The organism is Streptomyces sp. NPDC091972, assembly GCF_044756385.1.
In the GTDB taxonomy this organism is placed as follows: domain Bacteria; phylum Actinomycetota; class Actinomycetes; order Streptomycetales; family Streptomycetaceae; genus Streptomyces.
On record NZ_JBIVSV010000005.1, the window covers coordinates 354461 to 375128 of the forward strand.

General features: G+C 72.4%; 24 protein-coding genes. 11 read left to right on the plus strand and 13 right to left on the minus strand.

What is annotated here, in order from left to right; translation table 11 throughout:
- Window positions 1-459: a hypothetical protein gene (locus tag ACIQJT_RS17355; RefSeq protein ID WP_402644265.1), complete on the minus strand. Its 459-nt coding sequence runs from the start codon at window positions 457-459 to the stop codon at window positions 1-3.
- 147 nt (window positions 460-606) lie between these two features.
- Between ACIQJT_RS17355 and ACIQJT_RS17360 the strand changes: the two genes are divergently transcribed.
- Window positions 607-1068 carry a hypothetical protein gene (locus ACIQJT_RS17360; protein WP_365453351.1) on the plus strand — a complete coding sequence of 154 codons (462 nt, stop codon included), beginning with the start codon at window positions 607-609 and terminating at the stop codon, window positions 1066-1068.
- Between the two features lie 75 nt (window positions 1069-1143).
- Here ACIQJT_RS17360 and ACIQJT_RS17365 read toward each other — a convergent pair whose 3' ends face one another.
- From ACIQJT_RS17365 to ACIQJT_RS17380, 4 genes are all read right to left on the minus strand, one after another.
- Window positions 1144-1515 carry a DUF6479 family protein gene (locus ACIQJT_RS17365; RefSeq protein WP_365453354.1) on the minus strand — a complete coding sequence of 124 codons (372 nt, stop codon included), beginning with the start codon at window positions 1513-1515 and terminating at the stop codon, window positions 1144-1146.
- 20 nt (window positions 1516-1535) lie between these two features.
- Window positions 1536-1931, minus strand: coding sequence for a luciferase family protein (locus ACIQJT_RS17370; protein WP_365453357.1), 396 nt, complete (start codon window positions 1929-1931; stop codon window positions 1536-1538).
- A 145-nt stretch (window positions 1932-2076) separates the two neighbouring features.
- Window positions 2077-2991: a peptidoglycan-binding protein gene (locus ACIQJT_RS17375; protein WP_402644269.1), complete on the minus strand. Its 915-nt coding sequence runs from the start codon at window positions 2989-2991 to the stop codon at window positions 2077-2079.
- Between the two features lie 64 nt (window positions 2992-3055).
- Window positions 3056-3868 (minus strand): class I SAM-dependent methyltransferase, encoded by an 813-nt coding sequence (locus ACIQJT_RS17380; RefSeq protein WP_402644272.1) that lies wholly within the window; start codon window positions 3866-3868, stop codon window positions 3056-3058.
- Between the two features lie 201 nt (window positions 3869-4069).
- On the opposite strand from ACIQJT_RS17380, the gene ACIQJT_RS17385 reads away from it, so the two are divergent.
- Window positions 4070-5164 (plus strand): sugar ABC transporter substrate-binding protein, encoded by a 1095-nt coding sequence (locus ACIQJT_RS17385; protein ID WP_402644275.1) that lies wholly within the window; start codon window positions 4070-4072, stop codon window positions 5162-5164.
- A 6-nt stretch (window positions 5165-5170) separates the two neighbouring features.
- Here ACIQJT_RS17385 and ACIQJT_RS17390 read toward each other — a convergent pair whose 3' ends face one another.
- Window positions 5171-5329 carry a hypothetical protein gene (locus ACIQJT_RS17390; RefSeq protein WP_179200255.1) on the minus strand — a complete coding sequence of 53 codons (159 nt, stop codon included), beginning with the start codon at window positions 5327-5329 and terminating at the stop codon, window positions 5171-5173.
- Between the two features lie 184 nt (window positions 5330-5513).
- Between ACIQJT_RS17390 and ACIQJT_RS17395 the strand changes: the two genes are divergently transcribed.
- Together ACIQJT_RS17395 and ACIQJT_RS17400 are read left to right on the plus strand one after the other, a co-directional pair.
- Window positions 5514-6719 (plus strand): sensor histidine kinase, encoded by a 1206-nt coding sequence (locus ACIQJT_RS17395; RefSeq protein ID WP_402644276.1) that lies wholly within the window; start codon window positions 5514-5516, stop codon window positions 6717-6719.
- On the plus strand, window positions 6707-7366 hold the full coding sequence (locus ACIQJT_RS17400) for a response regulator transcription factor (RefSeq protein ID WP_053851547.1): 660 nt from the start codon (window positions 6707-6709) through the stop codon (window positions 7364-7366). The genes ACIQJT_RS17395 and ACIQJT_RS17400 overlap by 13 nt, the downstream gene beginning before the upstream one ends.
- 152 nt (window positions 7367-7518) lie before the next feature.
- Here ACIQJT_RS17400 and ACIQJT_RS17405 read toward each other — a convergent pair whose 3' ends face one another.
- Window positions 7519-7866 (minus strand): hypothetical protein, encoded by a 348-nt coding sequence (locus tag ACIQJT_RS17405; protein WP_365453373.1) that lies wholly within the window; start codon window positions 7864-7866, stop codon window positions 7519-7521.
- An 85-nt stretch (window positions 7867-7951) separates the two neighbouring features.
- On the opposite strand from ACIQJT_RS17405, the gene ACIQJT_RS17410 reads away from it, so the two are divergent.
- From ACIQJT_RS17410 to ACIQJT_RS17420, 3 genes are read left to right on the plus strand one after another with little or no spacing between them, the layout of a single operon-like run.
- Window positions 7952-8581 carry an RNA polymerase sigma factor gene (locus tag ACIQJT_RS17410; protein ID WP_402644280.1) on the plus strand — a complete coding sequence of 210 codons (630 nt, stop codon included), beginning with the start codon at window positions 7952-7954 and terminating at the stop codon, window positions 8579-8581.
- Complete coding sequence (locus ACIQJT_RS17415; RefSeq protein ID WP_402644282.1) at window positions 8578-9564, plus strand: CU044_5270 family protein; 987 nt, start codon at window positions 8578-8580, stop codon at window positions 9562-9564. Before ACIQJT_RS17410 ends, ACIQJT_RS17415 begins: the two co-directional genes overlap by 4 nt.
- A gap of 36 nt (window positions 9565-9600) precedes the next feature.
- Window positions 9601-9921, plus strand: coding sequence for an antibiotic biosynthesis monooxygenase family protein (locus ACIQJT_RS17420; RefSeq protein WP_402644285.1), 321 nt, complete (start codon window positions 9601-9603; stop codon window positions 9919-9921).
- A gap of 40 nt (window positions 9922-9961) precedes the next feature.
- Here ACIQJT_RS17420 and ACIQJT_RS17425 read toward each other — a convergent pair whose 3' ends face one another.
- Window positions 9962-11536 carry a carbohydrate-binding protein gene (locus tag ACIQJT_RS17425; protein ID WP_402644287.1) on the minus strand — a complete coding sequence of 525 codons (1575 nt, stop codon included), beginning with the start codon at window positions 11534-11536 and terminating at the stop codon, window positions 9962-9964.
- A 127-nt stretch (window positions 11537-11663) separates the two neighbouring features.
- Here ACIQJT_RS17425 and ACIQJT_RS17430 point away from each other — a divergent pair, with 127 nt between their 5' ends.
- A complete protein-coding gene (locus tag ACIQJT_RS17430; RefSeq protein WP_365453387.1) occupies window positions 11664-12278 on the plus strand; it encodes a phosphoribosylanthranilate isomerase in 615 nt (204 codons plus the stop codon).
- A 129-nt stretch (window positions 12279-12407) separates the two neighbouring features.
- Here the strand turns inward: ACIQJT_RS17430 and ACIQJT_RS17435 are convergent, their stop codons facing one another.
- Entirely contained in the window at window positions 12408-14021 is a 1614-nt protein-coding gene (locus ACIQJT_RS17435; protein WP_402644290.1) for an alpha/beta hydrolase, read from the minus strand.
- A 313-nt stretch (window positions 14022-14334) separates the two neighbouring features.
- On the opposite strand from ACIQJT_RS17435, the gene ACIQJT_RS17440 reads away from it, so the two are divergent.
- On the plus strand, window positions 14335-15138 hold the full coding sequence (locus ACIQJT_RS17440) for an inositol monophosphatase family protein (RefSeq protein WP_402644781.1): 804 nt from the start codon (window positions 14335-14337) through the stop codon (window positions 15136-15138).
- Window positions 15139-15257: 119 nt separating this feature from the next.
- Window positions 15258-15788, plus strand: a complete 531-nt coding sequence (locus tag ACIQJT_RS17445; RefSeq protein ID WP_402644292.1) for a TerD family protein — start codon at window positions 15258-15260, stop codon at window positions 15786-15788.
- A 184-nt stretch (window positions 15789-15972) separates the two neighbouring features.
- Here the strand turns inward: ACIQJT_RS17445 and ACIQJT_RS17450 are convergent, their stop codons facing one another.
- On the minus strand, window positions 15973-16188 hold the full coding sequence (locus tag ACIQJT_RS17450) for a DUF6959 family protein (RefSeq protein ID WP_402644293.1): 216 nt from the start codon (window positions 16186-16188) through the stop codon (window positions 15973-15975).
- A gap of 180 nt (window positions 16189-16368) precedes the next feature.
- Here ACIQJT_RS17450 and ACIQJT_RS17455 point away from each other — a divergent pair, with 180 nt between their 5' ends.
- Complete coding sequence (locus tag ACIQJT_RS17455; protein WP_037706913.1) at window positions 16369-16590, plus strand: hypothetical protein; 222 nt, start codon at window positions 16369-16371, stop codon at window positions 16588-16590.
- A 235-nt stretch (window positions 16591-16825) separates the two neighbouring features.
- Here the strand turns inward: ACIQJT_RS17455 and ACIQJT_RS17460 are convergent, their stop codons facing one another.
- From ACIQJT_RS17460 to ACIQJT_RS17470, 3 genes are all read right to left on the minus strand, one after another.
- Window positions 16826-18145 carry a DUF3500 domain-containing protein gene (locus tag ACIQJT_RS17460; protein ID WP_402644296.1) on the minus strand — a complete coding sequence of 440 codons (1320 nt, stop codon included), beginning with the start codon at window positions 18143-18145 and terminating at the stop codon, window positions 16826-16828.
- A 167-nt stretch (window positions 18146-18312) separates the two neighbouring features.
- Complete coding sequence (locus ACIQJT_RS17465) at window positions 18313-19785, minus strand: sensor histidine kinase (protein ID WP_402644299.1); 1473 nt, start codon at window positions 19783-19785, stop codon at window positions 18313-18315.
- On the minus strand, window positions 19782-20507 hold the full coding sequence (locus tag ACIQJT_RS17470; RefSeq protein ID WP_365453408.1) for a response regulator transcription factor: 726 nt from the start codon (window positions 20505-20507) through the stop codon (window positions 19782-19784). The genes ACIQJT_RS17465 and ACIQJT_RS17470 overlap by 4 nt, the downstream gene beginning before the upstream one ends.
- Between the last annotated feature and the right edge of the window lie 161 nt (window positions 20508-20668).

The following is a 20668-nucleotide window of genomic DNA, read 5'->3' on the forward strand; positions in this document are numbered from 1 at the left end:
TCAGTAGCGGACCGCCCGGGACACCTTCGCCCGCACGTCCCCCGACAGGTCGTGCGTACTGCGGGCGGTCCCCTTCCCGGAGCCACCCGCCGGGACGTCCGCGACCGTCACCACCACCGCGTCCAGCAGCTTGCCCGTCCCGTCGGTGAAGTCGACCTGGACGGCGAAGGACTTCACCGAGCCCGCGCTGTTCGCCACGGTGACCGCCACCGTCGTACGGCCGTCGGATGCGGTCGCGGGGCTGCCGAGCCGTACGTCGTCCTCGGCGTCGACGCCGTTCCTGATGTCGTCGAACCGCCTGCCCGCCTCCGCCGTCGCCGACGAGACGGCGTCCCCGGCGCGCGAGGCGGCCGACGCCACCTTGCTCGCCACCGAGGACGGGCTGCCGTCGTCGGAGCAGCCGGTCAGGCCGGTGAGGGCCAGGGCCGCCACCAGCGCGGCCGTCGTCCTGCGGGTCATCTCGCCTCCCGGGTGCGGGTCCCTCCAGTGAAGATCCCCCGTGGCACGGCCGCACGCCCTGTCACCCGTTCGGCCCACTCCCGTGGTGGCCGGACCCGCCGCACCTGATGGTCGAAGCACATCGACCACGAGAGGCGGGACACGGCCATGACGCAGCAACCGCACGCCACCCAGCAGTCCGCCGGCACCACGCAGACGCCGACCCCGGGTTTCGGACCCACGCCCACCGAGGCCGCGTGGGCGGCCGGCGGGGTCGTCTTCGCCGGTGTGCTGATGCTGATGAACGGCATCCTGGCGATCTTCCAGGGCATCTCCCTGCTCGCGAAGGACGACGTGTGGACCCGCGTCGGCGACTACGTCTACAAGATGAATCTCACCGGCTGGGGCGTGGTCCTGCTCTGCCTGGGCGCCCTCGCCGCCGTCACGGGCGCGTTCGTCCTCAGGGGCGCCGCCTGGGCCCGGATGACCGGTATCTTCCTCGCCTCGCTGAGCATGCTCGCCCAGTTCCTCTTCCTGCCCTACGCCCCGGTCTGGTCGGTCATCATGATCGGCATCGACTTCTTCGTCATCTGGGCGCTGGCGGTGTACCGGCCCGGCATGCGCGCCTGACCCTCCGGGCGGGAGTGCCCGCCGGAGGATCGGCGGCCGTGGTCCGGGCGGCGGCGCGGCGCACGGCCGCCCCGGTCACACGTGTCCGAGGCCGCCGCTGCCGAAGCCGCCGCTGGAGCCGGGCAGCCAGCGTCTGCGGTGCTGGTCCTTTCCTCGTCTGCTTCCCGAGTGATGGAGCTGGTACGGCATCAGCCGTTCCTGCCCCTCCGCGGGGGCCGGCAGCTCGTCCGGCTCCCGCATCTCCCGGATCTCACGGATCGGTCCGGTCTCCGGGAGATGCGGCTGCTCATCGCTGAGCGGCCGCGGCAGCTCCCGTTGCTGGACCCGCATGCCGAACTGCACGGCCCACACCAGCGCGCCGGCGATGAACAGCCCACCGGCAAAGGCGGCGATCACGTTGAGTACCTCGCTCGACGTGGCCGCCAGGACAAACGTCGCCGTACTCATGGACCGATTATCGCCGAATATCACCCGAATGGCGCGAAGGAGTCGTCCCGGGGGACCACCGTGACCCGGTGGAGGTTGCACCCGCCCGGACCGGGCGCGGGCGGACCCGCCTGATGCGCCTTGAGCGCCACGCTGACCAGGCTCATCAGCAGGTCGACGTCGGTCTCGCAGTCGAGGTGGACGGTGACCCAGCGGGAGCCCGGCAGCAACCGGACCGCGGTCGACTCCCTCAGGTCGTCGTGGAACCTGCGGATGGCCGGTTCGGTGAGGTGCAGGTCCACGTCCCGCCCCGGGTGGAAGTGCACGATCTCGCTGTGCGCGGAGCGCAGCGCCAGGCCCGCTCCGCAGCTCGGCAGGTCCGTACTGAGGTCGGACCACGCCTCCAGGCGTTCCAGGGCGCGCTCGGCCAGAGTCATGTGCCCATCGTCGCCCGCTCATCGCCCGGCAACCAGAGGTTGAGCGAAACGTAACCGCGGCGTGAGGCGGGCGCGGGCCCCGCGTGGCGGGCCGGCGCCCCGGACCTGCGCGGACCGCCGGGGGTCCGGGGCGCCGGCCGCGCGGTCACGAGAAGAGCAGACGCCAGGTCAGCGGGCCGGGGTAGCCGTCGGCGTCCCCGTGCAGTTCCGGGCGGGACTTCTGGAAGTCGCGGACGTTCAGCCGGTCCGCCTCGCCCCAGGTCCTGCTCGGCCCGACCCGGTAGTGGTCGCCGAAGCCGCGCGCGACCAACTGCCTGCCCAGCCGCAGGACATGGTCGTTCGTGGCGCCCGCGCGGAAGTGCTTGCGGCCCGGGTAGGCCGGGACCCTCGGCTCGGACGGCTTCCCGGGGGTGTCGTCGTCGCCGACGTCGAGGTCCGCCTTGGCGTACTTGAGGAGCCGGGAGAAGTCGATCGCGCCCGGGTCGCCGTGGCTGTTCTCCGGCACGTGCATGTGCCCGCACACACCCTTGAAGGACTCCCACTTCCGCCCCGACATCCGCTGGCCCTGCTTGCTGCCGTACGACGACGGGTACGCGGGCCAGGCGCTCGGCCCCGACAGGGGGACGCCGTGCTCCTCGTGCATCCAGGAGAGGAACCGGGCGACCTGCCGGAGGGCCCAGTCGGGGGCGTCCGGCCAGTAGATGTGGGACTTGCCCGCGCTCTTCCACTTGGCGTGGATCGTGGGGTCGCAGGTGCCGACCAGTTCGACCTGGCAGACGTTGAGCGTGTTGGTCTCGACACCGCCGCGCAGGTTGGCCAGCGCCCGGGACGAGGTCTCGATGTCGAAGTGCTGGTACCAGCGCAGCCTCCTCGCGGCGAGGTCGGGCACCGCGGTCAGGTTGGGTGCCAGGGCACCGCCCGAGTACGTGGGCAGCGTGCGCCCCTCGGTGGTGTGCAGCACGACGACGTTGACCTCCATCGGGTCCCCGCCGAAGTCGTCCTGGTACCAGTTGGCCCGGCTCGCGCCGGGATAACGCTGCGGTCCGGTCCTCGTGCTCATACGGTCCCCCTGAGTGTGCCGTCCGACTGATGCGTCCCTGGACGCCTGCGTCTTTCGAACTCCTTCAGACGCGAGGGGAGTTGGGGACGGTTCCCGGACGGGCGGTGCGGCCGCGCACGGCCCAGGCGCGGGCCGAGAGGGGGATCGTGCCGTCGGGGGCGGTGGGGGCCGCCGCGCGCAGGGCCTCCCTCAGTTCGTCCCGTCCGGCCGGGGGGAGCGCGGTGACATAGCCGGGCGCCGGGCCCTGGCCGGCCAGGAAGGGACCCCACAGGTCGGCGAAGTCGGCGAAGACGGTGGGGACTTCGATCGGACGCACGACCACGTCGGCGAGTCCCGCGGCCGTCCACAGGTCGTGCAGCGGCTGGGGACGGCAACCGGGGAACCGCCGGCCCTCGTCCAACTCGGCGGCCGCGGGGTCGAGTGCGGCGGCGGTGTCCCAGAAGAGCCGCAGCAGCCCCATCCCCTGCGCGTAGTCCCAGACGTACGCGGCCACCTGAGCGCCGCCCGGCCGGACCGCCCGGGCCATCCCGGCGACGGCCGCCGCGGGGTCGGGCAGGAAGTTCAGGGTCAGACCGCTGACCGCCACGTCGAAGGCGCCGTCCCGGACGGGCAGCGCCATGGCGTCCGCGACGACCGCGGCCCGGGCCGCCCGGACGAAGCCCTCGGAGCGGTCGCAGCCCACGACCAGGCGAGGCCGGCAGCGCTCCCGCACCACCGCCGACAGCACCCCGGTGCCGCATCCCACGTCCAGCCAGCGCAGTCCGTCCGGACGCCCGAGCCAGGCCGTGAACTCACGTGCGACCGCCCGGCTCCAACGGCCCATGTAACGGTCGTAGGCGGCAACGGACGCCCACACGTCGTATCGCTGTTCGTCCATGGCTTCCACGATCCTCGCCCCACCGGAAATCTGCCCCACGTGTGGCGTGCGCGCCCTGACCGGCGTACAACTTGTGTACGTCGAGGGCCGGTTGCGTGCGCCGAGTGGTGATCCCTTGAAGGAAAGCGGCAGGGCGTTTGATCGGGATTGAGGGCACTTACTGTTGCGCCTACGTGACAGCCCCCCACCCACAGGATCGCCATGCGTACCGTCCCCTCCGTCATGGCCGTCTGCGTGTCGGCCCTCCTGCTCACCTCCTGCGGAGTGGGCGACAGCAACACCTCGGTGAGCCCCGAGAAGGGCGACGACATCACGCTGGGTCTGCTGCTGCCCGACCGGGACACCAGCCGCTTCGACCGCTTCGACCACCCCCTGATCAAGAAGGAGGTGGCGGCCCTCACCCATGGCAAGGGCAAGGTCAGCTACGCCAACGCCGGGGCGAGCGCGAAGCGGCAGAGCCGGCAGTTCCGGCAGATGATCGCCGACAGGGTCGACGTGATCGTGGTGGACGCGGTCGACGCCAGGGCGATCGGGCCGGACGTCCGGAAGGCGAAGGACGCGGGCATACCCGTGATCGCCTACGACCGGCTCGCCCAGGGCCCGATCGACGCCTACGTCTCGCACGACAACGAGCTCGTCGGCGAGGTGCAGGGCCGGGCCGTCGTGGAGGCGCTCGGCGACAAGGCCGAGACCAGCAAGATCGTGATGATGAACGGCTCGCCCGCCGACCCCAACACCGCGCTGTTCAAGAGGGGCGCGCTGGACGAGCTCGACGGCAAGGTCGTCATCGCGAAGCAGTACGACACCCGGGAGTGGCTGCCGTCGGTCGCCGAGGCCAACATGAAGGCGGCGATCACCTCGATCGGGCTGAAGGACATCGCCGCCGTGTACTCGGCCAACGACGACATGGCGGGCGCGGTCATCGACGCGCTCAAGGAGGCGGGAGCCACCAAGATCCCGCCGGTGACCGGGCAGGACGCGAGCCTCGCCGCCGTGCAGCGGGTGGTGTCGGGCGAGCAGTACATGACCGTGTACAAGTCGTTCCTGCTGGAGGCGACCAACGCGGCGCAGATCGCCGTGTACAAGGTCCAGGGCCGTGACCTCCAGTTCGACGCGCTGATCCGCGACAAGGTCGACAGCCCCACCCAGCGGGACATCCCGTCGCTGCTGGTGCCGGTGGTCGCCCTGACCAGGGACAACATCGAGCAGACGGTGATCAAGGACGACGTGTACACGGTGAAGCAGATCTGCACGGCCGCGTACGCCGCGGACTGCGCGGCGATCGGCCTCGGGTGAGGTTCCTCAGGGGCCGGTGCGCACCCGGCGTACGACGAGAGCGGTGGCCGTCAGCGCGGTGACCGTGCCGAAGGCCAGGTGGACGGCGGTGTCGGCCGAGGTGAAGGACGCCACCGCGTTGCCGAGGACGCTGAGGACGAGCAGGGGCCAGAGCAGAAGCTTCACGGGGTACTCCAAGGACGGTCGGGATCTCTTCGGTGAGGACGACGCTATGGGCCCCGGCCACGTCCGGACGATCCAGCCCTCGGCCCGTTCCGGGGTACAGCAGGCTGTACTTTCCGCCTCCCGGCCTGTCGGCGGACCGGCCCTCCGCCTAGGGTCGGTGTCCTCCGGACCGAAGGAGGCACCCATGGCCACCGCCGACGTCAGGGGTCTCGTCGTGGGCACCGCGACGACCGCGGCCGCCGCACTCGGCCAGTTGGTCTCCGGCCTCGGTACGGCCGTCCTCGCCCCGTTCGTGCTGCTGTGGCTGGTGCTGGCGCCCGGCGGGGTGCGCGTGCTGCACGCCCTGGCCGGCATGGAACGCGTCCGGCTCGCCCGCTGGGGCCCCGAGGTCAGCGCCCCCGCACCGCCGCCGACGCGCCTGCGGGACGCCCTCGGCGACCCCGCGACCCGGCGCGAACTGCTGTGGCTGGTCCGGCACCTGGCGGTGGGCCTGCCGCTGGGCCTGCTCGGGTTCGTCCTGCCGGTGCTCGCCCTGCGGGACACCCTGTTCCCGCTGTACTGGCGGCTCGCCCCGAAGGACGCGACCGCCACGTCCATCGGGATCGGCGTCGCGCACTCCTGGCCGGACGCCCTCGCGGTGTGCCTGCTCGGCGTGGGCTGGATCGCCATCATCCTGGGGCTCACACCCGGCATGGCGAAGCTCCAGGCGAACCCGGGGCGCCGGCTCCTGTCGGCCGGTCCCGACGCCGATCTCTCGCTGCGCGTCGCCGAGCTGACCGCGACCCGGGCCGCCGCCCTGGACGCCCACGCCACCGAACTGCGGCGCATCGAGCGGTCGTTGCACGACGGCACCCAGAACCGGATCGTCACGGTGACCGTGCTGCTCGGGGCCGCCCGCCGGATGGTCGCCCGCGACCCGGCCGGCGCCGACGAACTGCTGGAGCGGGCCCAGTCCGCGGCCGAGCAGGCGCTGGCCGAGCTGCGGACCGTCTCCCGCAGCATCCTGCCGCCGGTGCTCGCGGACCGCGGCCTCGCGGGCGCGCTCACCGGGCTCGCGGCGGAGAGCGCGGTGCCGTGCGCGGTCGACGTGGAGGTGGAGCGGCGGTGCGCCGCCTCCGTCGAGGCGACCGCGTACTTCGTGGTCGCCGAGGCGCTCACCAACATCGCCAAGCACAGCGGGGCGTCCCGGGCCGCGGTCACCGTCCGCGCCCCCGGCCCCACGCTCCTGCTGCGGGTCACGGACGACGGCCGGGGCGGGGCCGACGAGCACACCGGCTCCGGCCTCTCCGGCATCCGCCGCCGTGTCGCCGCCCACGACGGCACCTTCCGCCTGACGAGCCCGCCGGGCGGCCCCACGACCCTGGAGGTGGACCTGCCGTGCGGATCGTGATCGCCGAGGACGACCCGCTGCTGCGGGAGGGCCTGGCGCTGCTGCTGCGTGCCGAGGGGCTGGACGTGGTCGGCACGGCCGACTCCGCCGAGGGGGCGCTGGACGCCATCGACACGCACAAGCCCGACGTGGCCATCCTCGACGTACGGATGCCGCCCACGCACACCGACGAGGGGGTACGCGCGGCCGTCGAGGCCCGGCGGCGCAGGCCCGACCTCGCCGTCCTGGTGCTGTCCGCCTACGTCGAGCAGAGCTTCGCGACCGAGCTGCTGACCGGCGGGGTCGGCGGACTGGGCTATCTGCTCAAGGAACGGGTCGGCCGGGTCGAGGAGTTCCTCGACGCGCTGCGCCGGGTGGCGTCCGGCGGCACCGCCATCGACCCCGAGGTGGTCGCCCAGTTGTTCACGCGGTCCCGCAAGGACGTACGGCTGGAGCGGCTCAGCCCGCGCGAGAAGGACGTCCTCGCGCTGATGGCCGAGGGGCTCGGCAACAGCGCCATCGCGGAGCGGCTGTTCGTGACCGACGGGGCCGTCCACAAGCACATCCGCAGCATCTTCGCGAAGCTCGATCTGTCGCCGACGGACCAGGTCGACCGGCGCGTGGCGGCCGTACTGCACTACCTGGAGGACGCGCGGCGGCTGTCGTAGCGGGGCGGTGTGCGGTCACCGGAACGCTGACGGGTTCCCGGGGCCTCCCTCGTCGCCCCGGGAACCCGTCGCGGTGCCTCCCCTGGTGCTGTTCGTCGCCCGCCCCGGATCGGATGTCGTCCCGCCGCGGAAAATCGTGACGCGGCTCGCGGCTACTGCTGCGCGCCGCCCGCGAACTGGAGGGAGATGCGCCGCAAAACCTCCGCGGCGGTGTCGGTGCGGCCCTCGTCGTGCGCCTCGGCCAGCTGGACGAAGGCGAACGCGAAGCAGTGGGCGATGCTCGCGATGGCGGGCCCCAGTTCCTCCACCACGGCGTCGGCCGCCGCGTGGCCACTGGCGTCCGCGGGGAGCTGGATCCGTGGGAGGGTCTCCACGAGCAGCGCGGAGATGGCCCCGGTCAGGGAGACCTGCTGGTCGGGGTGCTCGCGGACCTGCCGCCGCATCTCCAGGGCCTCGGTGAGGATGCCGACGACGTTCTGCATGACCTCGCGCTGTTCCATGGGACCGCAGCGTAGGTGCTCCGCGGGACACGTCATGTGATCCAGCGCACAGGAACCCGGTGCGGAGGAGCGGAGCGTCACGGGTGTGAGGGAAACAGAGGCGGTGGAACCGTCACGCGCACGGATCCGGGACGGCGACCGGGCGGCCTTCGGGGAGTTGTACGACCTGTACGCGCGGGCCGTCCACAACCACGCCCTGCGGCTCACCGGGAACTGGGCGGACGCCGAGGAGGCCATGTCCGAGACCTTTCTGGCCGCCTGGCGGACCCGGGAGACCGTGGAGGCGGAGGGCGGCTCGCTCAAGCCCTGGCTGCTGGGGATCGCCACGCACAAGGCGTACAACGCCAACCGCGGGCTGCGCAGGCGGCTCGCCTTCCTGGCCCGCAGTCCGCAGCCGCGCCCGGTCGAGGACTTCGCCGAGGAGGCGGCGGGCAGGATCGACGACGCCCGCCGCCTGGCCCTCGTCCAGCAGGCGCTGGGCCGGCTCAAGCGCCAGGACCGTGAGGTCCTCGCGCTGTGCGTGGCGGCCGGGCTCGACTACCGGCAGGCCGCCGAGGCCCTGGGCGTGCCCGTCGGCACCGTGCGCTCCCGGCTGTCCCGGGCCCGGGCCCGGCTGGCCCGGCTCAGCGCGCAGGCGGAACCGCCGCCGTCCCACGGAGAGATGGAGAGCGAGGCCGCGCTCGCGGCCCTGTTCCTGAAGGAGGAGACCCCATGAACGAGGCCGAGGAACTCCTGGCCACAGCGGAGTGGGACCTCCCGCCGGAGCGTCACCGTCACTTCAAGGACGTACTGATGCAGCGCATCGACGACGACGAGAACCGAGCCGCGAAGCCTTCCGTACGGCGCCGGCTCGCCCGGCCGGCCGTGCTGGTCCCCCTGGTCTCCGCGGCCCTCGCGGGAGCCCTGCTCACCACGCTGACCCTGGGCGGGCAGCCGCCGCAGGCCCCGGCCGGCAGCGCCTCCGGCACCCTGAACCGGATCGCCACGGCCGTCATGGCGAGCGACACGATCCGGGTGCGGGACGACCAGTTCGTGTACGTCAGGGCGCTGGACCGCTCCAACACGGGCAGCTTCGGCGGCCCGGTGCGGCTGGGCGCCCTGCACACCGAGGAGAGCTGGACCGCCCAGGACCCCGGTCCCCTCAAGGTCACCGGCTGGCTCCGCTCCAGCGGCAAGGACGCGGTCATGCCCGGTCAGCTCATCCCGGTCGAGTCCGCGGACGCGGTCCCGGCGGGCGTCTTCCACCCCACCTACCGGTGGCTGGCCTCCCTGCCCACCGACCCCGACGCCCTTTTGCGCCGGCTCCGCGAGGAGGCCAGGCCGGTCGAGGGCGAGTCGCGGGACCAGGCGGTGTTCTCCCTGATCGGCGACCTGATCAGCGGCACCGTCATGCCGCCCGCCAACGCCGCCGCCTTCTACCGGGCGGCCGCCCGGCTGCCCGGGGTGCGGGAGATCCCGGACGCCGTCGACGCGGCCGGCCGGCACGGCATCGCCATCACCCTCGACGACACCGGCTTCGCGACCCGCCACGAGTGGATCTTCGACAAGGAGAGCCTCGCCCTGCTCGGTTCCCGCTTCTACATCACCGACCCGGACCGGGGCATCACGACCGAGACCCTCGCCGGCACCAGCGCCGTGATGGAGACCGCCGTCGTCGACAGGAAGGGTGAGGTGCCCGCCCGGGCCGCGTCCCGCTGACGTCCCGTTGATGCCCCTTGGCGGACAATGGCCGCCATGAGCATCGTCAAGATCAACGTACTCACGGTCCCCGAGGAACAGCGCGAGACGCTGGAGAAGCGGTTCGCCTCCCGGGCGGGCAGCGTGGAGAACTCGGACGGCTTCGAGTGGTTCGAGCTGCTGCGGCCCGTCGAGGGCACCGACACCTACCTCGTCTACACGCGCTGGCGCAGCGAGGAGGACTTCCAGAAGTGGATGTCCGGGATGTCGCAGGCCTCGCACGGGGCCGGCGGCGAGCAGGGCCGTCCCAAGCCCGCCGCCACCGGTTCGACGCTGTGGAGCTTCGAGGTCGTGCAGCAGGCCGCGCCCAAGCAGTGACCTGAGCGGACCCCGGGCGGGCAGCCCGGGGTCCCGTGGTCTACAGCGTGACCTGCTTGCCGCCGAAGGTGACCACCAGGGAGCCGTTCGAGGCGAACGACCAGCCGAGCGCGCCGGAGTAGGAGGAGCAGCGCGATCCGTTGGTGCCGGACCAGAACTGGTTCGAGCTGTCGGCGTCGCCGATGATCCGGTCGTTCGTCCCGCTGCTGAAGCGGCAGGAGGTGTTGGAGCGGAACACCGAGGTGCCGCCGTCGAAGTTGAAGTTGCGTTCGGTGTTGTCGACGGACACGTTGTTCGACACCGCCATGGTGCCCGGGTTGCTGTTCCACGTGAAACCGTGCTTGCCGTTGGCGTAGGCGATGCTGTGGCGCACCACGTGGTCGACCGCGATGTCGTCGCCGCCGAGCTTGTAGCCGTTGCGGTCGCCGTTGCCGGCCTGGGAGCCGTCGCTGAGGGTGCCGTTGTCGTAGGACAGGGAGTACTCGACGGTCACCGGGCCGATCGCTCCGGTGTCGGTCTTGGTGTAGAGGTCCCAGCCGTCGTCGATGTTGTGGTGCGAGACGGTGTACCGGAACACGTTCCCGGTGCCGGTGGTGAGCTTCGCGGCGAAGCCGTCGGCGTCCTCGCCGTCGCTGTCGGCGTTGTCGTGCGACTCGGAGCTGAGGATCAGGTTGTTCGCGGGCCACTGGGCGGCCGGCGTGGAGGAGGCCATCCGGCCGAGCTGGAGGCCGGTGTCCCGGTTGAAGCGGGTCACCGTGCGCTCGACGACGTTGTTGCTGCCGCCGATGTAGATGCCGTTGTCCCCGGCGTGCTCGACGACCAGGCCCTGGATCTTCCAGTAGTTCGCGTTGAGCTGGATCCCGCGGTTGGTGGAACTCTCGCTCTGCGCGGCGAAGTTGAGCACCGGGGTCTCGCCCGGGTAGGCGGAGATCGTGGTGCGGGCGGCGGCGGTGCCGTCGCTGCCGGCCGGGACGGTCACCGTCGAGGAGTAGGCGTACGTCCCTCCGCGCAGGTAGATCGTGCCGCCGGCGGAGATGCGGCTGATCGCCGAGGTGAGCGTGGTGGGCGCGGTCACCGTGCCGGCCGCGCTGTCGGTGCCGCTCGGTGACACGTACAGGGCGCTGCTCGACGGCGGGGTGGTCGTGCCGGACGTCTCGGCGTCCAGGTGGTCGACGTTGGGCAGCCCGTTGGCACTGGTGGGGTTCAGCCGGATCGTGTTGCTGCCCGCGGCCAGCGGGACGGTGAGCGTCTTGGTGGTCCAGGCGGTCCAGGTGCCGGTGGACGCGAAGGACGCCGAGGAGACCGTCGAGCCGTTCACGATGATGTCCGCGGGGCGGGCGGTGGTGGTGCCGTTGGCGAAGCGGACGTTCAGGGTCGCGGTCTGTGCTGCGGACGCGGACACGGTGAACTGGGCGTAGGCGCCGGTGGCGTTGGTGCCGTTGCAGAATCCGCTGCCGGAGTAGCCGGCGTACTCGCTCTCTATGGCTCCGGTGCAGATGGCAGGGCTGGTCTCCGCTTCGTAGCGGAGGGTGGCGGCCTGGGCGGTGGTGCCGGACAGTGCGACGAACGTGCCGGCGACGAGGCCGACGGATGCGAGGACTGGTCTCAGGTGCATCGTTCGTCTCCCTGGTGTGCGGCGACGGGGGCACGTACCGTTCGGAAGGTAAGCGCTTGCCATGGGCGCGTCAAAGGTTGTGTATGTGATTCTTGTTCACACATACGAATTGGATACGGTGGGCGGCATGACGCTCTTCGTGAAGATCTGCGGCCTGAGGACCGAGCAGGACGTGGACACGGCCGTCGAGGCCGGTGCCGACGCCATCGGGTTCGTCTTCTCCGACAGCCCGCGCCGCATCGACCCCGCCACCGCGGCACGGCTGGCCGCCAGGGTCCCCGAGAGCGTCCTCACGGTGGGGGTCTTCCGCCGCGAACCCCTCGACCACGTGCGCTCCGCGGCCGCCGAGTCGGGCATCCGGGCGGTCCAGCTCCACGGCCCCGAGGACCGCGACTACTACGCCGAACTCGCCGGTGGGGGCTGGACGTTGATCCGCGCGGCCGCCTTCGGCGACTCCGTGCCGCGCTGCGGGGAGCTGGGTGAGGACATGCTGCTCCTCGACGCGCCGGTGCCGGGCTCCGGGATCGCGTGGGACTGGTCGCGCAAACAGGTCGCGGGCGCGGGCGAGAAGTGGCTGCTCGCGGGAGGGCTCACGCCGGAGAACGTGGGCGAGGCGGTGGACGTCACCCGGCCCTGGGGTGTCGACGTGTCGAGCGGCGTGGAGGCGAGCCGGGGGGTGAAGGACCCGGCCCTGATCACGGCGTTCGTGGAGGCGGCCCGGGCGGGGGCGGCGACGGGGTGAATCGACCGTCGGTGCCGGGTGCAAGGTGACGGGTGCCTGGTACGGGGTCGTTGTCGCTGGTCGCGCAGTTCCCCGCGCCCCTGAGGGCGGGGCCCGGGCCTCCCCCGAGAGACCCGGGCCCTTGTGCGGTCAGCGCAGCGAACCGATGCGGTCGACCCGCTCGTTCACACCGTTGCTCAGTTCCGTGAGCGTCGTGCCGGGCGGTGCCACCGTGGGCTCGGACGTGGGCGGCTGGGTCTCGTCCGCGCAGGTCGTGCCGCGGGCCGGGACCTTCAGGTCCACCAGGTAGTCCGTGATCGCGTCCGTCGCGCACACACTGCGGTTGAAGGCGGTGTGCCCCTCGGCCTCGAAGGTCAGCAGACGGCCGTTGTCGAGCTCACGGGACAGGGCCACCGCGTCCTGGTACGGGGTGTCCGGGTCACCGGTGTTGCCGACGACGAGGATCGGCGCGGAGCCCTTCGCGTGGAAGTTCCCCTCGTAGCGGCTGGTGTGCTCGCCCTTCCACTGCGCGCACGCGGTGGCGTGCTGGTGGTCGTAGGTCGGCGGGCCGTACGCCATGGCCGGACCCAGCAGCGGGGCCAGCCTGGCGTTGGTGGTGACCTGGCGCTTCAACAGGGCCGGGTCGGACGGGTACTTCTTGTCGACGCACTCGACCACGACGTTCGGGTTGAGGAAGTCGAAGCTGGCCGGGGACGGCGGCCGCAGCAGGAACGAGGTGTTGTCGCGCTGCTGCGCCTTGCGCAGGGCCTCGCCGAAGGACGGCCAGATGACCTTGCCCTCGTTGATGTTGAACATCAGCCGGTAGACCAGCGTGTAGCCGTTCGCCCGACCGCCGTTGGCGGTGGGCACCGGGTTGGCGTCCAGGTCGGCCTTCAGCTTCTCGAACGCCCCCCGCGGGTCGCCGTCGCCGAAGCCGCAGGTCGCCTGGTCGGCCTCGCACCAGTCCAGGAAGCGGCTCATCGCGCCGTCCAGGGCCAGGTACTGCGGCCGGTCGTAGGCGTAGGGCCTGTTCGTGTAGTGCTCCGGGTCGTACGCCCCGTCCAGCGCGAGCGCGCGGACCCGCTTGGGGAACATCGCGGCGTAGACCGTACCGATGTAGGAGCCGAACGAGCGCCCGTAGTAGGTCAGTTGCTTCTCGCCCAGGGCCTGGCGCAGCAGGTCGATGTCCCGGGCCACGTACTGGGTGCCGACGTACGGCAGCAGGTCGCCCGCGTTGTCCTGGCAGGCCCGGTCGAAGTCGGCGGCCTGCCGGACGGCCGGCTCGTAGGCGTCGGGGCCGGGGACTCCCTTGGCGGCGGTGACGGCCGCGGTGTAGGTCGGGTCGTCCCAGCACACGACCTGGGAGCTGCGGCCGACGCCGCGCACGTCGTAGCCGAACACGTCGAAGTCGTCGCGGAGTTCGGATGGCAGGTCGGCGTAGTTGTTGCGCACGAAGTCCACGCCGGAGTTGCCGGGGCCGCCGGGCTGAAGGAACAGCGTTCCCTTGCGCCGGGAGGGGTCGGCCGCCGGCTTGCGTATGACGGCGAGGGTGAGGGTCCTGCCCTGCGGATCCCGGTAGTCCAGGGGCACTTGGGCGTTCGCGCACTCGAAGCCGCCCTGGCAGTCCGACCAGGTCAGGGTCGGGACGGTCGGGGCCGGCACGGTCGGGGTGTCCTGCGCTGCCGCCGACACCGGCGACGCGGTCCAGGCCACGGCGAGCGCGCTCACCGCGGCTCCGGTGAGTCTGAGTCGTCTGAACTTCACTGCTGTTGTTCCCCCTTGGGCTGGTCAAGCCTCAGAGAATCGGTTGTCTCACTGAGAACACACAGAAAAACACCCGCCCCGGTTCCCGCTGTCCGGCGGCAGTCCCGGCGGCCTGGACGGACTGTTCGGCACCGGATGGGGAGATCCCCCGCCGTGGCCGCCTTCCCGATGCCGGGCGGCTTCGAGGTGCGCACGGCACTGCCGTTGCAGCCTTGGGTGAGCGGCGACCGGACGGGCTGAGGGCGGCCGCGGTGGGCGGGGGTCATCCGGGGTTCACCGGAAGGTCGCCGGCCGCCGAGCCCCGGGCCGTAGGCTGGCCGGCATGGCTGACGTGGATCTCGACCGGGCACTGGAGGTCGCGACGGAACTCGCGGCCTGGGCGTCGGAGACGATTCGGCGCCCCCGCGACCCGGGTGCCGCGGTGCGGGAGAAGGACGGGCCCGCGGACATCGTGACCGCCACCGACGAGGCGGTGGAGACCCACACCCGTGAGGTGCTCGGGCGGGCCTTCCCCGACCACGGGATCGTCGGCGAGGAGTACGGCACGACGGAGGGCGCCCCGGGCGCCCCGCACTGGGTGGTCGACCCGGTCGACGGCACCACCAACTACGCCCACGCGCTCGGCTGGTGCTCCTTCTCGCTGGGCCTGGCCGCCGCCGACGGCACCCCGCTGCTCGGCGTCGTGGCGGACCCCTGGCGGGGCGAGACGTTCACCGCGGTCCGGGGCCGCGGCGCGTATCTGAACGGCACCCGGCTGCACGCGGCCGCCCACACCACGCTCACCGGCCATGTGTTCCTCACCGAGTGGGCCGCGCACGCCCATTGGCCCGGCATGGACGCCCTCCTCGCCGAACTGGCCGCCCGGCACTGCACGGTGAGGGTGATGGGATCGACCGCACTCTCCCTCGCGCAGGTCGCGGCCGGCCGGGCGACCGCGGCGGCGATCGGCGGCTTCCACGCGGTCGACGGACTCCCGGCACTGCTCATCGCACGGGAGGCGGGAGCGGTGGCGCTGCCCGAGCTCCCCGCCCACAACCAGCCGTTGCTGCTCGTCGCGCCCGAAGCCGCCGAGGAGGCGGCCGGGATCTGGCGCAGGACGGGAGCGGCGGCCGGCTGACGGCCTCCCGGGCAGGACCTGACCAGGAGACCACAGTCGGCGAGGCATCATCGGGCCGGTCACGGCACATACTTCAGCAAGCGGGCAAGTCCCGGGGAACTCCGACGGGGAGCGGCTTGATGCATGCCGATGGTGCGGGTCTTGGCAGGGTCCAGGTGCGGCTCAAGTGGGACCCGAGCCCCTACGGGGAACCGGCCCGGCACCTCGACATCATCGCCGCGACCTACGCGGCGGGCGACCCGTACGGTCGGCCCGAGTACGTGGTGCACACCGAGAGCCGCTCACCGGACGGCACCATCAACATGACCCGGCACAGCGAGACCGGCCTCGGCCTCGGCTACGTCGAGGTGATGGAGCTGGAGTTCGAGCGCCTGTCGTCCGCCTACGGCCGGGTGGTGGTCGGCGTCGCCATCCATCAGGACGGCGGCCCCCGCACCTTCGGCGACCTGTCCCACGCCGGGGTGCTCGTCGTCGAGGGCTACCGGCAGCTGCTGGCCGACGACTTCGCGGGCGTCGCGGACGCCACGGCCGCCACCGTCGCCGAGTTCACCAGGGACCCCTCCGGGGCCTGGCACCACGCGGAACTGATCCGGGGCTTCGACAGCAACCCCACCGGATTCATGGCGGAGATGGGCGGCGCACGCGGCTGAGGGACCCGGCCACGGGCCGACCCCTCGCCGCGGTTACGCAGCGAGGCGGCGGTGGTGCCCGGTGGCGGGCAGCAGCCGCTCGCGGGGACCCCGTCACCCGAGGCGGGCTCGGCGACCCGGGCCGGACGGCGGTCGACGAAGCGGAAAGCGGCCGCCGCGGTGCCGTCCCGCGGGCCGCCGGCCCTCAGTACGGTCGCCGGAGCCCGTGGCCGTGAGCGCCGCCTCGTAGCCGGCCAGGAGCTCGTCGAGGCCGCTCAGGAGGAGGCTGGCCGTGTCGCTGGCCCCGGCCAGGTCGTCCCGCCCGCACGCCGAGGATTTCGCCCACCTCGCCGCGCAGGACGTGCAAGGGGTCGCCCTGCACGAGGACCCCGGGGAAGTGACGGCCGGGCGGGCGGACCATGGCCTTGTTGCCGCCCGGCGGCGGTCAGGAGCGGGGCTCGGCAGAGGCCCGCCGGCGGCGGCCGCACCCCTGTGCCGAACCCCTCCACGGTGATCTCGGGAACGCCTGGCCCGTTGCGTGTTCGTATCGGTCCTGGACGGACGGCGCGGGCCGGGCGGCCATGGGCGCATACTGAGGAGGATGACAAAGCCTGCTGCACCGAAGCGTCACTTGCCCACCAGCCCCTTCAAGGCACCGGTCGCACCCGCTCCCAAGCACTTCGCCGTGGGCGACCAGGTCACACACGACATGTACGGTCTCGGCCGGGTGATCGGCGTCGAGGACGGAATCGCGGTGCTCGTCGATTTCGGCTCGTCGCAGATGCGGATCCTGAGTCCGTACTCGAAGATGACCAAGCTGTAGGAGAAAGGACTCCCTCTCATCGATCTGACCTCGCTGTTCTCCGCCCCCGAAGGGCAGCCCCAGCGCACCCCCGCGGCCCTGCCGCCCCCCACCACGAACCCCTTCCAGGCCCCGGACTTCGGGGACGACGAGGACGAGACCTTCCCCCGGCCGGAAGCGGCCTAGCTCCCCTCGCACGGACGAAAGGGCCGCACCCGCCCGGGTACGACCCTCCGCCTGACGGGAGACCCCCGCCTCACCGATGGTGCGGTGAGGTCAGATAGTGCTGCCTGATGAGCTCCTTTCCGTAGTCGTTGCCGTTCGGAGTGCGGATCACCGAGTGGACGTGCTTCTGGGTCGGGCCGTCCCCCTGGCTCGCGCCGTACGCGCCGGCCAGGGGACCCGGGCCCTGGCAGTCGACCTCGACCCACACCACGGGGCTGTGCACCCGCACGTAGAACGCGGAGTCGTCGGCCGTCCCGCCCGCCCAGGTGACGTACGTGTCCGACAGGTGGGAGCGGACCTCCGCGAGCCGTACCTTCGCCGCGTCCGCCTTCGCCCGGCCGGTGAACGCCTCGACGATCGCCAGGAGCTTCTTCTGCTGCGCCGCCGTCAGCACATCGGCGCGCAGCCCCTCGTACGGCTGGACCGCGTTGTCCGAGAAGGCACCCGCCTTCATCGACTCGTTCGTCTTGGTCGCGGAGGAGACCGCCACCGAACGCTGCGCGTCGGTGAGGGAGTTGACGAAGGCCAGCGAGGCGGTGACCTCCTCGTGGCAGACGGTGACCGTCTCGCCGTCGATCTCCATCGAGGTCGGCTCCGAACCCCAGAAGCACGGGCTCATCACGACCTGGTCGCCCAGCACGAAGTAGTTGATCACCAGGTGGTGTCCGTCGAACTGGAAGCCCCAGGGCTCGTCGGCCGACGGTGTGCCCATCACCGTCCAGTAGTAGGCGTCCTCGTTGAAGGCGTTCGTGTTGCCGATCGCCTCGCCCGCCGCCTGGTTGATCCGGCGGATCCGCTCTGTCGTCTCCAGCCCGTCCGCGCTGAGCGCCGCCTTCAGCAGGGCGGTGCCGAGCGCCTTCTGGGCGTCGGTGAGGTCGGCCAGGGAGACGCCCTGGCGGTCGTAGGAGTCGACGTTGCTCCACAGACGCCATTCGGTGGAGTGGACGGTGAACTGGGTCGACGTCCGCTGGGTGTCCGTGAGACCGGCGAGGAAGGCGGTGGCCGCCGTGACGACCGGGGCCGTGGACACCCCCGTCGAGTGGATCGTGAACAGGTCGTCGATCCGCTTGCCGTCGGTCGTCAGGCCGAAGAAGTCCTCGGTGACCGACTGGTTGCCCGGGCCCCCGGCACCGCCGCCCGGGCCGCCGCTCGGGGCCCCGCTCGGAGTGGCGGCCGCGGAGGCGCCGGCCGTGGTGGTGTCGTCCGCGAGCGCCGCCCAGGCCCCGGCACCGCCCATCGTGGCCACGGCCGTGGCACCGGCGGCGAAGAAGGCTTTGCGCATGAAGGTACGGCGGTTAGCGTGCGCCCCTCGATCCGTCCGCCCGGCCGCCGTCTCGTCGAGCTCGGTCATCGTCGCTGGCTCCCTTCGTCATGGGCACGCCCGCCCTCGGACGGCCCCGAAGCCCCACCCTCGGTGCCCGAACTGAGTCCGAGCTGAACTCTCCCGGCCGTCGCAGCCCCCACGGCCCGCCGGACCTGCACCTCTGTGAATCCCCTGAGAGAACCCGAGCGGCGACGTCACGGTGAACCCCCTCCACCCCCTCCACCCCCTCCCGCCACTCCCGGCAACGTCACCGTGAACTCCGTCCACCCCGGCTCGCTCGCCACCTCGATCCGCCCCCCGTGCGCCCGCGTGATCGCCGCCGCGATGGCGAGCCCCAGGCCCGTGCCCCCTCCCGCGGTGCCACGGGCACGGGACGCGTCCGCGCGGGTGAAGCGTTCGAAGACGGCCGGGAGAAGGGCTGGAGGGACACCGGGGCCGTCGTCCCGGACCCGGACGACGCGGCACGCGCGCGTGGACTCCACCGCCACCGTGACCCGCGTGCCCGCCGGGGTGTGCGCCCGCGCGTTGGCGAGCAGGTTCGCCACGACCTGGGTGAGCCGGGCCGGGTCGCCCGTCACCGTGGCCGGTTCGTCCAGGCGCAGGGCGAGCCGCCAGTCGTGCCCGGCGCCCGCCGCCCGCGCGTCCCACACCGCCTCCGCGACCAGCGTCGCGAGATCGACGTCCACCGCCTCCAGCGGCCGTCCCTCGTCGAGACGGGCGAGCAGCAGCAGATCCTCGACGAGCCCGGTCATCCGGGCCGACTGGGCGGAGACCCGGCGCCAGGCCAGCTCCGGCTCGATACGGGCCGCACCCCGGTGCATCAGCTCGGCGTACCCGGCGATGGAGGCGAGCGGAGTGCGCAGTTCGTGGCTCGCGTCGGCGAGGAAGCGGCGCATGCGGTCCTCGCTGCGCTGCCGCTGGGCGAGCGCCGACTCGACGCTGTCGATCAGGTGGTTCAGGGCGGCGCCCACCTGACCGGCCTCGGTGCCGGGGTCGGTGTCCCCGGCCGGGACCCGGACGAGTCCGGTGACCGCACCGCGGTCCAGCGGCGCCCGCGCGACCGCGGCGGCGGTGGCGGCCACCCGGCCGAGGGGCCGCAGCTGCCGCCGTATGACCACCGCGCCCGCGCAGCCCGCGACGGCGAGCCCGGCCGCGGCGATCACCGTCTCGGTCACCACCAGGCGGTGGACCGTGTCCTGTACGGCGGCCATGGGGAGCGCGGCCAGGACGTCGGCCCCGTCGCCGCCGACCACGGTCACCCGGTAGGTGCCGAGCCCGGGGACGGTCCGGGTGCGCAGGGTGCCGTCCGCGGGAATCCCGGCCAGGGCCGCGCGCTGCGCCGCCGTGAGGCGCTGACGGGCGCCGCCCCCCGCCACCACCTCGGCGACGGTGACCCGGCCGCCCGCGACCCGCGCCGCCACGGTCCCGGCGGGCTGCCCCTGCTCACCGAGGAAGCCCAAATCCGTGTCGCTGCCCGCCCGGTAGTGGGCGCCGCCCTGACTGCGCGCGGCGGCGTCCCGCACCCGCTGGTCCAGCTCGTCCAGCAGCCGGGCCCGTTGCACGAGGACCGTGGTGAGCGCCATCGTCACGCACACCGCGCCCAGCACGAGCGTCGTGAACAGCACCAACCGCACCCGCAGGGACCGGACGCCCGGCCGGCACCTCATGGGCCGCCGTCCGCCGCCCTGAGGACGTACCCGGCGCCGCGCACGGTGTGGATCATCGGCGCCCGCCCCTTGTCGATCTTCGCGCGCAGGCCGTAGATGTAGACCTCGACCAGATTCCCCTCGCTGTCGAACGAACTGCTCCACACCTCGCCCAGGATCTGCGCCTTGCTGAGCACCTGGCGCGGGTGCCGCATCAGGAAGTGCAGCAGGTCGAACTCCTTCGCGGTGAGCGCGATCGGCGTCCCGTCCCGCTGCACCTGCCGGGTCCTCTCGGCCAGCACGAGGTCACCGAGTACCCGTACGGACTCGTCGGCCGCCTCCTGCTCGGCGCCGGCGCGGCGCAGCAGGGCGCGCAGCCGCAGCATGACCTCCTCCAGGGAGAAGGGCTTGGTGACGTAGTCGTCGGCGCCCGCCGACAGTCCGTCGAGGCGGTGCTCCAGGGCGTCACGGGCGGTCAGCATGAGCACGGGCAGGCGCGCGTTCTCGTAGCGCAGCCGGCGCAGCACGTGCACGCCGTCCAGGTCCGGCAGCATCCCGTCCAGGACGACGGCGTGCGGGGCGCAGCCACGGGCGAGGGCGAGCGCGCCGTGGCCGTCCTCGGCCAGGAAGGGCTGCCAGCCCGCGTCGGCGACGGCCCATGACAGCAGTTCGGTGAGCTCGGGCTCGTCGTCGACGATGAGCACGCGCACCGCGCCCCGGCGGATTCCACGAGTGGCAGGCATACGGGGACTGTGCCGGGTGGGTCTGAGCGGAATCTGTGGGCGTGCTGTGGCGGGGCCGTGACGTGGCACAGCTGACGCCCAGAGAGGCATGCGAGCGTGATTTCCGGTTAGGCGCACCGGGATTACTCGATTCAGCGGGCAGGTGAGAAGAGATCTCTTTC